Origin of the sequence: Bradyrhizobium sp. A5, assembly GCF_042076515.1 — a bacterium.
GTDB classification, from domain to species: domain Bacteria; phylum Pseudomonadota; class Alphaproteobacteria; order Rhizobiales; family Xanthobacteraceae; genus Bradyrhizobium; species Bradyrhizobium cosmicum.
The window spans coordinates 3,082,129-3,094,943 of record NZ_CP148990.1 but is presented as its reverse complement, the minus strand read 5'-3'; the positions used below and the strand labels follow the sequence as shown (position 1 = coordinate 3,094,943).

Annotated in this window: 8 protein-coding genes; 6 read left to right on the top strand and 2 right to left on the bottom strand. The window is 66.3% G+C overall.

The window, feature by feature from the left end; translation table 11 throughout:
• Positions 1–10 precede the first annotated feature (10 nt).
• Positions 11–1,255, top strand: a complete 1,245-nt coding sequence (locus WHZ77_RS14775) for an MFS transporter (RefSeq protein WP_375314284.1) — start codon at positions 11–13, stop codon at positions 1,253–1,255.
• 26 nt (positions 1,256–1,281) lie between these two features.
• Here the strand turns inward: WHZ77_RS14775 and WHZ77_RS14770 are convergent, their stop codons facing one another.
• On the bottom strand, positions 1,282–2,541 hold the full coding sequence (locus WHZ77_RS14770) for an adenylate/guanylate cyclase domain-containing protein (protein ID WP_375314283.1): 1,260 nt from the start codon (positions 2,539–2,541) through the stop codon (positions 1,282–1,284).
• A gap of 169 nt (positions 2,542–2,710) precedes the next feature.
• Here WHZ77_RS14770 and WHZ77_RS14765 point away from each other — a divergent pair, with 169 nt between their 5' ends.
• The gene (locus WHZ77_RS14765) at positions 2,711–3,868 is read left to right on the top strand and encodes an MFS transporter (protein ID WP_375314726.1); all 1,158 of its coding nucleotides are present in this window, start codon (positions 2,711–2,713) and stop codon (positions 3,866–3,868) included.
• Positions 3,869–3,899: 31 nt separating this feature from the next.
• Entirely contained in the window at positions 3,900–4,091 is a 192-nt protein-coding gene (locus WHZ77_RS14760) for a hypothetical protein (RefSeq protein ID WP_211385917.1), read from the top strand.
• 51 nt (positions 4,092–4,142) lie between these two features.
• Here WHZ77_RS14760 and dmeF read toward each other — a convergent pair whose 3' ends face one another.
• On the bottom strand, positions 4,143–5,126 hold the full coding sequence (gene dmeF / locus WHZ77_RS14755) for a CDF family Co(II)/Ni(II) efflux transporter DmeF (RefSeq protein ID WP_375314282.1): 984 nt from the start codon (positions 5,124–5,126) through the stop codon (positions 4,143–4,145).
• A gap of 199 nt (positions 5,127–5,325) precedes the next feature.
• Between dmeF and WHZ77_RS14750 the strand changes: the two genes are divergently transcribed.
• The 3 genes from WHZ77_RS14750 (at position 5,326) to WHZ77_RS14740 (ending at position 11,861) form a co-directional block, all read left to right on the top strand.
• Positions 5,326–6,144, top strand: coding sequence for a chromate resistance protein ChrB domain-containing protein (locus WHZ77_RS14750; RefSeq protein ID WP_375314281.1), 819 nt, complete (start codon positions 5,326–5,328; stop codon positions 6,142–6,144).
• A complete protein-coding gene (chrA, locus tag WHZ77_RS14745; protein WP_375314280.1) occupies positions 6,144–7,529 on the top strand; it encodes a chromate efflux transporter in 1,386 nt (461 codons plus the stop codon). The genes WHZ77_RS14750 and chrA overlap by 1 nt, the downstream gene beginning before the upstream one ends.
• 453 nt (positions 7,530–7,982) lie before the next feature.
• On the top strand, positions 7,983–11,861 hold the full coding sequence (locus WHZ77_RS14740) for a putative Ig domain-containing protein (protein WP_375314279.1): 3,879 nt from the start codon (positions 7,983–7,985) through the stop codon (positions 11,859–11,861).
• Positions 11,862–12,815: the final 954 nt, after the last annotated feature.

Sequence of the window (12,815 nt, the reverse complement as noted above, 5' to 3'; positions counted from 1 at the left end):
GAAATGAGCCATGTCAAATCCCCCGCGCCTTCCCGACACATTCAGCCGCCTGGCCTGGTCCAATCTGGCGGCACAGTCGGCCGAGCAGATCGCGCTGGCTGCGGCTCCCATCGTCGCGGTGCTGACGCTTGGGGTCGCCGAAGGCCAGACCGGGCTACTCCAGACCGCGCTCACCCTGCCCTTCGTCCTGTTCGCGATCCCGGCCGGCCTGCTGGCCGACCGGATCTCGCGTCGCTCGCTGATGGCCGGCGCCGAGGCGCTCCGCGCGATGGCGCTGGCGGCCATCGTGTTGCTGCTCGCGCTCGGCGCGCTCAATCTGCCGCTGCTGGCGTTGCTCGGCTTTGCAGCCGTGTGCGGCACTGTCGTCTACAGCGTGGCTGCACCGGCGCTGGTGCCGTCGCTGGTGAGCGCGGACCTTCTGCCGGCCGCCAATGCGCGGATCGAGCTTGCACGCACCATCGCCTTCGCCAGTGGTCCTGCGCTCGGCGGTGCGCTGGTCGGCTGGTGGGGTGCGAGCCCGGCCTTCGGCTTTGCCGCCGCGCTCTCGGCCATCGCCGTGGTACTGCTCTCCGGCATCTACGAGCCCGCGCGGACGCCCTCGCCGAGGCGTCATCCATTCCAGGATATTCGCGAGGGCGCGGCCTTCGTGTTTCACCATCCGTTGCTGCGGCCGGTGTTCATCACCCAGTTCATCTTCAATACCGGTTGGTTCCTGCAGGTCGCGGTGTTCGTGCCCTACGCCGTGCGTCATCTCGGCCTGACCGCCGCCGGCGTCGGCACCGTGCTGACGATGTACGGCGTCGGCATGGTGATCGGCGCACTGTTCGCCACGCGCGTGATGACGCGCATCGCCTTCGGAACGGTGGTCGGCCTCGGCCCCGTCACGGGATTCGTCGCCGCATTGGTGATGGCGCTGACGGTGCAGGTCCCCTCGCCCTGGCTCGCGGCCTTAAGCTTCTTCCTGCTCGGGGTCGGACCGATCCTGTGGGTGATCTCGACCACCACGCTTCGCCAGTCCGTGACACCGCCGCGCCTGCTTGGGCGCGTCTCCGCCATCAACATCATGAGCTATGGCGCCCGCCCGCTCGGCTCGGCCCTCGGTGCCATCGTAGGCGGCGTCTGGAGCGCGGAAGCGTGCCTCTATCTCGCGGCGGCCGTATTCGGCGTGCAGGCGCTGGTGATCTGGCTGTCACCAGCGGTTGCGCTGGATCGGCAACCGGCCATGGTGGGCGATGAGGCCGTGGCGCGGTGTTAGCCAAGTCGTCATTGCGACAGTCGGGTCTAACTCGCCAGATAGCGCTCGTAGCTCCCCGTCACCGGCTCGCTTGCGTCGACCTCGGGATCGAGCGTGTAGAGATCCTGGGCGCGGCCGATGCCGCGCAGCGCGAAACGACCTGTGGAGACGAGATAGCGGCGGCCGGCGGCGTCGAGCCCCTTGTAGAACTCGGCCGAGGCCAGCAACTCGCGATCGACCGAGCGGCTCATCGAGGCGATGCGGCTCACTTCGTTGACGGTCGGCCCCACCACCGTGAAGTCGAGCCGGTCCTCGCTGCCGATATTGCCGTAGAAGACCTCGCCGACATGCAGGCCGATATAGGCCGACGTGGTGGGGCGGCCGTCGGCCTCCCGCCGCACGTTCAGCGTCGCAACGTTCTTGCGGAATAGATGCTCGGCCCGCAGCGCGGCGCGTCGGGCATCCGCCATGTCCGCAGCCGTGAACATCGCCAGCACGCCGTCGCCGATCAGCTTCAGCACGTCGCCGCCGGCATCGTGGATCGCGTCGATCACGGCCTGCGCATAGTCGTTGAGGAACGGGATGATCTCGTCCGGGCCGATGCTCTCGCTGATCCCGGTCGAGCCGCGCAAATCCGAATACCAGAGCACGGCGTTGATGCGCTCGGTGACGCCGCGCGAGATGCGCCCGCGCAAGACCTGTTCGGATGCATCGCGACCGAGATAGACGCGCCCGAGCGTGCGCGCGATGTCCATCTGCTGCGCCGACTTGATCGCGAGCCCCAACACCGGCACGAGATCGCGCAACGCGGCAAGCTCGCCCTCGCCGAAGCCTTCGGGGCGGCGCGTGGTCCAGCAGGAGTAGAGGCAGTCCATCAGGCCAAGCGCGCCGTTCTCGCCGAAGCGATGCACGAAGGCGAGATAGTGCGTGTGGCCTTTCTCGGCGAGTTCGCCGATCTGCGAAAAATCCATCGACGGCGCGTCGGCGAGATCGATCACCATCTCGTCGTGGCCGTGCTCGAGCATGTGGAAGAACACCGAACGGCGCCAGCTCTGCGCGGCGTCGCCTTCGGCGGTCGAGCCGTATTCGAACGCGTCGCTCTCGTTGCTGGGACGGTCGCTCCAGCGGAAACCGCGGCCCTCGTAGATCGGATGCAGCGTGTCGATGACGACGAGCCCGCGCGAGAGCTCCAGGCCTTCGGCGCAGCATCGCTCGCAAAAGCCGCGCAGCAGCTCGATTTCGGGCAGGCCCGTAAGGCCCTGGCCGGTCAGCCAGTTCATCAGCGCAAGGCGCGAGGTCAATTGCATGCGCGCTATTATGGCGTGCATTCGTGACGAACGAAAGGCCGCGCGCGAACCACGCGCAACCAAGGCTCCCGCCCGCAGCAGGTCGAATATGCCGCAGGTGCTGTTGACGCGCCGGCGCCGTAGGCTGCAAATGCTGGCCGATGACACCGCCGACCAGAAACACTGGCAAATGAGCCAGCGCCAGCTTCCGATCATCCTCGCGCTCGGCACCACGCAGACCCTGGCCTGGGCCTCCAGTTACTATCTGCCGGCTTTGCTCGCCGATCCCATGGCGCGTGACCTCGGCGTCTCCTCCAACTGGATCTTCGGCGCGTTCTCGGCCTCCCTCGTGATCTCCGCGATGCTCGGCCCGCGCATCGGGCGGCAGATCGATCTCGTCGGCGGACGGCAAGTGCTGTCGGCCTCGAACCTGATCATCGCAGCCGGCCTCGCGCTGCTCGGCCTCTCGCAGTCCGTGGTGGTGATGGCGATCGCCTGGCTCGTGCTCGGCATCGGCATGGCGATGGGGCTCTACGATGCCGCCTTCGCCGCGCTCGGGCGCATCTATGGCACCGAGGCACGCAGGTCCATCACCGGCATCACACTGATGGCGGGCTTTGCCTCCACGGTCGGCTGGCCGCTCACCGCATGGGGCCTGTCCCATATCGGCTGGCGCGACACCTGTTTCGCCTGGGCCGCCGCCAATATCCTGATCGGCCTGCCCCTGAACTTCTTCATGCTGCCGGCGATCAAGGGCGCGAAGCAGGCGGCAGCACTGGCCGACAAGCCGCATGTGCCGCTCGACCGCACCATGATCCTGCTCGCCTTCATCTTCGCCGCGGTCTGGACCGTTACCGGCGCGATGGCCGCGCATTTCCCGCGCATCCTGGAGACGACGGGCGCGACGCCGGTCGAGGCGATCGCCGCCGGCGCGCTGATCGGCCCGGCGCAGGTCGGCGCGCGCCTCCTCGAAGCCGGCTTCCTCAGCCGCTTCCATCCGCTGTGGTCGACGCGGCTCGCCTGCCTCACCCATCCGCTCGGCGCCGTGGTCGTGGCGATCTTCGGCGGCGCCGCGGCGAGCGCGTTTGCACTGTTCCATGGCTCCGGCAACGGCATCCTGACCATCGCGCGCGGCACGCTGCCGCTCTCGATCTTCGGCCCGAAGGATTTCGGCTATCGTCTCGGCGTCATCGGCGCACCGGCGCGAATGGCGCAGGCGGTGGCGCCGCTGGCCTTCGGCCTGCTGATCGACGTCATGGGCGCCAGGGTGCTGATGGTCTCGTCCGCGCTCAGCCTCTCAGCACTGGCCGCCCTGTTCCTGATCCGCACCGGGCCGCGGCCGGATTGACCGGCCTGCGGCTTTCGCGCACAAGCGAGCCATGACCGAAGACAACCGCCCGCCCCGCGACTTGAAAGGCCTCCTGCGCTGGGCGACCACGCCGCCGCAGGCCTGGGGCGTCTATCTCCTCGCCATCATCCTGGTCTGGCTGGTCTCGTTCTATGCCGGCTCGCTGAGGCCGAAGAAGGCTCCGGATGCGAGCCCGCCCGCGGTGACCGCGCCGAAAAGCTGACACCGGTTGGGCTTGCGGCCACGCCGCGGAATTCCGCTTCCGCCGATCACGTCAATGCGGACACGTCTCGACCTCGACCGTAACGTGGCTCAGCCCTTTCATGCCGGCGAGCCGCCGCTTGTAGACGGAGGGCTGCTTCGGCTTGTCCGACACCACCGAGACCAGCACGGCACAATGGCCGGGACCGACCTGCCACAGATGCAAGTCGGTGACGCGGTCGTCGCCGGCTTCCATCCGCGCCCGGATGGCGCGTTCCAGCTTCTCGTCGGCACGCACATCGAGCAGCACCGCGCCTGACGTCTTGACCAGGCCGAACGCCCAGCTCGCGATGACGGCGCTGCCGATCAGGCCGACGGCAGGGTCGGCCCAGACCCATCCCGAATACATCGCGACGGCGAGCGCTCCGATCGCCAGCACCGATGTCGCGGCATCCGCCATGACATGGACATAGGCCGCGCGAAGATTGTTGTCGTGATGGTGGTGGTGGTGGTGGTGGTGGTGGTGGTGGTGACCGTGATCATCGGGGCCATGATCGTCGTGGTCGTCATGGCCATGATCATGACCGTGGTGATGGTCTTGGCTGTCCCGCAGCAGCCACGCGCTGGCGAGGTTGACGCAGAGCCCGAGCACGGCCACCGCGATCGCCTCGCGATAGTCGATCGGCACCGGCGTGAACAGCCGCAGCACGCTCTCATAGGCGATCTCGACCGCGATCAGGCCGAGAATGATCGCGCTGGAGAAGGCCGCGAGATCGCCGAACTTGCCGGTGCCGAAGGTGAAATGCGAATTGCCGAGGTGCCGCCGCGCGAAGCGGTAGGCGAAGGCGGCGATGCCGAGCGCCGCCGCATGCGTGCCCATGTGCCAGCCGTCGGCCAGCAGCGCCATCGAGCCGAACAGCGAGCCGGCGACGATCTCGCCGACCATCATGACCAGCGTCAGGACGACCACGAGCCAAGTGCGCCGCTCGTTCTCGTCGTGCCTGTCGCCGAGGAAAGCGTGGTCATGGGTCCATCGCTCGATGGAATGGGAATGCATCAGGTCAGGCTCCGGGAACAGATTCCTCCACCCAATATAGGCCGCGGCAGCCGATCTTTCTAACGCTCATCGCCTTCGGAACCAGCAATTGACAGGCCCGCACGATTTCGCTGTAATGCTGCTCATGGGGATTTGAGCGATCTCCCCACGAGGCGACATGCCCAAGCATCGCGTCCCCCGGTTTATGTGAGGACGCATCATGTCAACATTCACGACCATATCATCCGACAAACTGACACGGCTGATCGGCACGGCGAACGCCCCTGTCCTGATCGACGTGCGCACGGACGAGGATTTTGCCGCCGACCCCAGGCTGATCCCCGGCTCCATCAAGCTGAGCCACGACAATGTCTCCGACTGGGGCGGCGAGCTTTCCGGCCGCTCCGCCATCGTCGCCTGCCTGCGCGGCGCAAAGCTCGCGCAGGGCACCGCGGCCTGGCTACGGCAACTCGGCATCCAGGCCGAGACGCTGGAGGGCGGCTTCGAAGGCTGGAAGGACGCCAGGCTGCCGCTGATCGACGCGTCAAAACTGCCGCCGCGCGATGCCAGGGGACGCACCGTCTGGGTGACGCGCGCAAGGCCGAAGGTCGACCGTATCGCCTGCCCATGGCTGATCCGCCGCTTCGTCGACCCCAACGCGGTGTTCCTGTATGTGGCGCCGTCCGAGGTGATCGCCGTCGGCGAGCGGTTCGGCGCGGCCCCCTTCGACATCGAGAACGTGTTCTGGAGCCACCGCGGCGAGCTCTGCACCTTCGACGTCATGATCGAGGAGTTCGGGATCGCCACTCCGGCCTTGCTCCGGCTGGCAACGCTGGTGCGCGGCGCCGACACCGCGCGGCCCGACCTTGCGCCGGAGGCGCCCGGCCTGCTCGCGGCCTCGCTCGGGCTGTCGCGGATGTACGATGACGACATCGAACAGCTCGAGGCCGGCATGCTGCTCTACGACGCCTTCTACCGCTGGTGCCGCGACGCCACTGGCGAGACCCACAACTGGCCGACCAACAAAGTGAAAGCGTGATGGATACCCGCGTCGATCAAACGGAAGCTGATGCCGGTCACGGCATCAGCTTCGGAGAGGCCTTTCGCGTCTGGCTCCGCGTCGCCTGCCTGAGCTTCGGCGGGCCCGCGGGCCAGATCGCGGTGATGCACCGCATCCTGGTCGAGGAGAAGAACTGGATCTCCGAAGCCCGTTTCCTGCATGCGCTGAACTATTGCATGCTGCTGCCCGGACCGGAGGCGCAGCAGCTCGCGACCTATATCGGCTGGCTAATGCACCGCACCGCCGGCGGGCTGGTGGCGGGCGGGCTGTTCATTTTGCCCGGCATCATCGCCATCATGGGGCTGAGCTACGTCTACGCCGCCTACGGCAACGTCAGCTTCGTCGAAGCCTTGTTCTTCGGCCTGAAGGCCGCCGTGCTCACCATCGTCGTCGAGGCCGTGGTGCGCGTCGGCAAGCGCGCGCTGAAGAACCGCATCATGATCGCGCTGGCCGCGATCGCCTTCGTCGCGATCTTCTTCTTCGCCGTCCCCTTCCCGGTCATCATCATCGCCGCCGGCCTGATCGGCTATGTCGGCGCAAGAAGCGGCCAGCCTGAATTTGCCGCCGCCGGTCACGACCCCGGCGGCAGCAGCGCCGTGATCGACAGCATGCTCGGCGATGCCGTGCCCGATCATGTCCGTCCCGACACCGGACGCACGATCCGGGTCGGCGCGCTGTGGCTGGCGCTCTGGCTGGTGCCGGTGATCGCGCTGATCCTGGCCCTCGGGCAGGCCAGCGTGTTCAGCCAGATCGCGCTGTTCTTCTCGAAGATGGCGCTGGTCACCTTCGGCGGCGCCTATGCGGTGCTGGCCTACGTCGCCCAGCAGGCGGTCGAGCATTATCATTGGCTGAAACCGCACGAGATGCTCGACGGTCTCGGCATGGCCGAGACCACGCCGGGCCCGCTCATCATGGTGCTCCAGTTCGTGGGCTTCATGGCGGCCTATCGCGATCCCGGCGGCCTCTCGCCGATGTTAGCCGCGACGCTCGGCGGCTTGCTCGCGACCTGGGTCACCTTCACGCCCTGCTTCCTCTGGATCTTCGTCGGCGCGCCCTATATCGAGCGCCTGCGCGGCAACAAGGGCCTCGCCGGCGCGCTCAGTGCGATCACCGCCGCCGTCGTCGGCGTGATCCTCAACCTCTCGATCTGGTTCGCGCTGCACACGCTGTTCCGCGTGACCGTGCCGGTGCACGCGTTCCCGCTGAACTTCGACAGGCCGGTGCTGACCAGCGTCGATGTGCCGGCGCTGCTGCTGTCGATCGCGGCCGCAACGGCGATCTTCCGGTTCAAGCTGGGGATGCTGACGGTGCTGGCGGGGAGCTGCGCCGCGGGCGTGGCGCTCAGGTTGGCGGGGGTGATCTAGGGCGTATCCTCGTCGGCTCCCCGCGTCCGGATTGTCATCGGGGCCAGCTCTTCGTCATCGATGATCCGAAAGACGTTCGCCTCCGTCTCTCGGATTCGTTGCGAACAAATTGAAGTACAATTTGTCGCACTTGATGGACCTCGCATCGTTGCACGGATGCAACTCGGAGAACGAATCCGGCAGCCTTGCGGTTTTTTCCCGCTTGAACGCATTGCGACAGCTTGCCATCCAGCAAACTGTCAGCTCATTACTCGTGCGAGTAACAATTTCTTGATTCTGATCAGCGGCGACACCGGCAAGTGGCGCACGGATTGCAATAACGAGCCAGCGCCCTTGTTTTTTGCATTGCTCCAACTTGGAATTGACGTCTTTCGCAAGATCGCAACCGCCGGCGGCCGTCGGCCGCTCAGGGCCGGGTCGTGTCACGATGCCATGGCCGTATGGACCGGCCGCATGCGCCAGTGGAGAGGCCTCGCCGCAACCGCTCTCCTCGCGCTTGCGGCAATGGTGGCTTCGGTCTCGTCCGCCCAGGCGGTCTGCGATCAGACCATCAATTCGACCAGCGGAGCCAATATCACCTTTACGTCGGTGAGCCAGGTCTACCGTTTATGTCTCACCGTCGTTGCCACGGCCAACACGGGAGACGACGCGGCCGTCTACGGCCTGTACTCCGTGTCCGGCACGAATGCGGCGGTCAACTTCCCGATTGCGGGCACCAGCGCGTCCTCCTTTACCAACTATAGTCCGACGACTGCCAAGGCCAGCTACACGATGGTTCCGAGCAGCGCAAACGACAACGGTCAGAATGCCAACACGGGCAATGCGCAGATCAACATCACGCTCAACAGCGTGAGCGGCAGCGGCCAGGAAACGATCACGCTGTATTATGCGTCTGATTGTAGCGACCGTCTCGCGGCCTGCTCCGGCGCCGGGTCTGCCACCACCCCCTGGGTCCTGACGATCAATCTGCCCGGCCCGACCGCGACGCAGTCAATCGCGTCAAAGGCGCTGACCGTCAACACCGCGGCCGCCTCGTTCACACCGGTCACCGGCTCCGGCGGCACTGCGCCGCTGACCTATGGCATTGCACCGACGCTTCCGGCCGGTCTGTCGTTCAATACGGCCACGGGCGCAATTACCGGCACGCCCACGGTCACCAGCGGCGCGACCACCTATACCGTCACCGTCACCGATGCCAACAGCGCCACCGCCAGCAATACATTCAGCCTTACGGTCAATTCGTCCGTCACGGCCACCCAGTCCGTCGCCTCGAAGACACTGACGCAAAATCAACCATCGGCCAATTTCACGCCGGTCACCGGCGGCGGCGGCACCCCGGCCTACACATACAGCGTGTCGCCGTCCCTCCCCTCCGGACTGACGCTCAATACATCGAGCGGCGCGATCACCGGCGCACCGACGGCCACGAGCGGATCAGCCACCTACACTGTGACCGTAACGGATGCGAACGGCGCGACCGCCTCGAACACGTTCACCCTGGCCGTCAACTCGGCCGTGACCGCGACCCAATCGGTCGCCTCGAAAACGCTCACGCGAAATGCGGCGGCGACCTCCTTCACGCCCGTTACTGGCGGCAACGGCACCCCGTCGCTGACCTACAGCGTCGCGCCGTCGCTGCCCGCCGGCCTCTCGCTCAACACCGTCACCGGCGCGATCACGGGCACACCGACCGTCAGCAGCGTCGCGACCACCTACACGGTCACCGTCACCGATTCCAATAGCGCCACCGCCAGCAATACATTCAGCCTGACGGTCAACACCGCCGTCACCGCAACCCAATCGGTGAGCTCGGCCACCGTCACCGTGAACACGGCCATCACCACATTCACTCCGGTCACGGGTGGCGGCGGTACGCCGTCTCTATCCTATGCGATCTCGCCGACATTGCCGACCGGCCTCAGCTTCAACACCGGCAATGGCCAGGTCAGCGGCACCCCGACCGTGACCAGCAGCACGACCACCTACACGGTCACGGTGACCGATTCCAACAACGGCACTGCGAGCAACACCTTCCAGCTGACAGTCAACGGTCCATTGAGCGCGACGCAGGCGATCGCCTCAAAGGTGCTGACCGTGAACACGCCGGTGACCTCCTTCACGCCCGTTACCGGCGCCGGCGGAACATCGCCGCTGAGCTACGGTGTCGCGCCGGCACTGCCCGCAGGTCTCGCCTTCAATACGTCGTCAGGCGCGATCACGGGCACGCCGACCGCGACCAGTGGCGCCACGACCTACACGGTCACCGTGACCGACGCCAACAATGCCACGGCGTCCAATACGTTCAGCCTGGCGGTCAACGGTGCCGTCACCGCGACGCAGGCGATTGCGTCGACGACGCTCACCGCGAACCACACAGTCACGCCATTCACGCCCGTCACGGGCGGCGGCGGCACGGCGCCGCTCAACTATTCCGTCTCGCCGACGCTCCCAGCCGGACTGTCCCTCAATGCAGCGAACGGCAGCATCTCGGGAACGCCGACGACGACCGCTGCGGCAACGACATTCACCGTGACCGTGACGGACGCCGCCAATGCAACGGCCACCAATACGTTCAGCCTGGCCGTCAATGCTGCGGTGACGGCGACCACGGCGGTCCCGTCCAGTGCATTGCCGATCAATCAGGCGGTGACGCCATTCACGCCGGTCACGGGCTCGGGCGGTACGGGCACCATGGTCTTTGCAGTCTCACCGACCCTGCCGACCGGCTTGAGCTTTAATACGAGCAATGGCCAGATCAGCGGTACGCCAACGGTAGCTTCGGCAATGACCACCTACGCGGTGACGGTGACCGACACCAACAATGCCTCCGCGAATGCCAACTTCAATCTGTCGGTAGGCCAGCTCGCCACGACGGTGGCGCTGACATCGTCGCAGAACCCCAGCCAGTTCGGCCAGCCCGTGACCTTCACCGCTACGGTGGGAGCCGGCAGCGGTACGCCGACGGGAACCGTGACATTCAATGACAATGGCGGCCCGATCGGGACCGGAACCGTCGCCGCAGGCGTCGCAACGCTCACGACGACGACGCTCACGGCCGGCAGCCACACCATCACGGCAAGCTACGGCGGCAGTGCGTTCTATGCGCCGAGCACCTCGGCCGGCCTCGCCCAGACCATCAACGTGCCGGTTGACAGCGTTCGGCTTCGCTCGCTTCAGCAAACGGTTAGCAAGCTGGTGGCTCAGAACTCCGGCCAGGCGATTTCAGGCGCCATCGACGATGCCATCGCCGACGGCTTCAGCGACGGCGGCACGTTCCTGACCCCAGGCAATGCGCGCATGCGCTTCAACTTCTCAGCCGATCCGCGCGACCAGGACGAGGGCTCGCCCGGCACCGACCGTGCCAGCGCTGGTGAGAGCAATGTCCATTCCTCGCTGCTGCCCGGCGCGACACAGCCGCGTGGAAGAGGCCGCGGGCGGGTCGACGATGCCTTCGCGGCAATCGACCGTGGCGAGAAGAAGAAGCAGACCCCGCCGAGATGGCACGAGCAAAAGGAGTGGCTGCTGTGGGCCGATGTGCGCGGCACCGGCGTCGACCGCTGGGGCGCGACCAATAGCGGCGGCGCCACCCCGGCCAACCAGGCCCCGCTGTATGGCCAGCAGCTGAACGCCACGATGGGCTTGACCTATCGGGCCACGCCGAGCTTCCTGGTCGGTGTGCTCGGCGGCTACGAGACGTTCAGCTATACCCAGCAGGAGATCAACGGAAAGCTGAAGGGCGAGGGTTGGACCACCGGCGCCTATCTCGGCTGGAAGATCGTGCCGACGCTGCGCTTCGATGCGGCCGTGGCCTATTCCGGCATCGGCTATGACGGCAGCGCAGGCACTGCGCAGGGCAACTTCACTGGCCAGCGCTTGATGGCCTCGACCGGTCTGACGGGCAACTACAAATGGGCCGGCATGGTGCTGGAGCCGTCCGCCAAGGTCTACGCGTTGTGGGAACACCAGAACGCTTACACCGACTCGCTCGGCACCGAGCAGGGGAGCTATGACTTCGCCAGCGGTCGCGCCTCGGGCGGTCTGCGCGCCGCCTACCCCGTCGCATGGCTCGACAGCGGCATCCTGCTGACGCCATTCCTCGGCATGTACGGCGACTACTACTTCACCAAGGAAGACGCCAACGCGCTCGCTGCCGGCGCGCTGGCCTCAACGCCGCTACTCCAGGGCTGGTCTGCGCGCGCCACCGGCGGCTTCGGCATGCAGACACAGGGCGGTGCCGCAGTCGGTCTCGGCGCCGAGCTTGGCGGCATCGGCAGCAACACCCGTGTCTGGACCTTCTCGGCCAAAGCGCGGGTACCATTCACGGCTCAGTAGAACATATTCTCGGCAGTATATCGCCTTCCGGTCAAAGCGGGCCATGGCGCCGCTATCCGACCTCGGCCAAGTCACCGCCCGAAAGGCGACATTCAGGCGCTTCAGATGAAGGGCAACTCCGGGGCCGATCAGCTTCAGGAAGGCCGCCGCCCGTCGGGCAAAACAGTCCGGTCAGTTTCACCTCGCCGCCTGTCAAGCCTCTCGTATAAAATATTCTGCTTTACCGAAATTCGGATTTGTCGTACACACTGACCACCCTGGCCCGAGACGAGGGGCGGATCGCGATCGTCACGAACCGCGGGCTGGGGTGCGATGGACGCGACGGCGTCGAGCGCGAATGGTCTTTGCAGGGCGGCTTTGGCCGTGAGCAATGGCCTTCGCGTGTACGACACGACGCTGACAGCGTCCTCGCATGGCCCTGGAGGCGAGCACACGCCACCTTCCGGGGCCCCAGCGAGGACGTGCGCGGACGGAGAAGTCGTGTGGTCCTGACGCCCGCAGGCTGGCGTCAAGTCTCGCGGTGATGCGGCGGCCGACCGGCTCGCGCATCGACCATACGCGAGGCGACGGGGGCAATAGTGCAACGCTCCCCGAGGAGAGCGCGAAGGATACCGTTAAAACCATTCGCGCAGGGAAGGCCGGGCGATCCGGCGAACCTGTGGTCCACTCCGTGTGCGTTTTTTCGGCGCACGGACTTGCGGGTGCCAGCCGGCGCCCGGCCTTCCCTGCGCCCTTGTCACGATGAGGGCGAGACGAGAGAGCAAAGCTCGGGCGGAAGATGCCGCGAGAATGCGAACGCTTGCTCGCTGTTTGAGACGTAACTGAGGGACGGCTAGTCTTGCCGCACTATCAGACCCTCATGGTGAGGAGCGCGAAGCGCGTCTCGAACCATGAAGGCCCGGATCTCGCCCGGGGCCATCCTTCGAGACGCGCGTTCCGCGCTCCTCAGGATGA

What these genes read in the sequence shown, in the direction of transcription:
- WHZ77_RS14775 (WP_375314284.1), top strand. Translation starts at nt 11, where the DNA reads ATGTCAAATCCCCCGCGCCTTCCCGACACATTCAGCCGCCTGGCCTGG.
- WHZ77_RS14770 (WP_375314283.1), bottom strand. Translation starts at nt 2,541, where the DNA reads ATGCAATTGACCTCGCGCCTTGCGCTGATGAACTGGCTGACCGGCCAG.
- dmeF (WP_375314282.1), bottom strand. Translation starts at nt 5,126, where the DNA reads ATGCATTCCCATTCCATCGAGCGATGGACCCATGACCACGCTTTCCTC.
- chrA (WP_375314280.1), top strand. Translation starts at nt 6,144, where the DNA reads ATGGATACCCGCGTCGATCAAACGGAAGCTGATGCCGGTCACGGCATC.
- WHZ77_RS14750 (WP_375314281.1), top strand. Translation starts at nt 5,326, where the DNA reads ATGTCAACATTCACGACCATATCATCCGACAAACTGACACGGCTGATC.
- WHZ77_RS14760 (WP_211385917.1), top strand. Translation starts at nt 3,900, where the DNA reads ATGACCGAAGACAACCGCCCGCCCCGCGACTTGAAAGGCCTCCTGCGC.
- WHZ77_RS14765 (WP_375314726.1), top strand. Translation starts at nt 2,711, where the DNA reads ATGAGCCAGCGCCAGCTTCCGATCATCCTCGCGCTCGGCACCACGCAG.
- WHZ77_RS14740 (WP_375314279.1), top strand. Translation starts at nt 7,983, where the DNA reads ATGCGCCAGTGGAGAGGCCTCGCCGCAACCGCTCTCCTCGCGCTTGCG.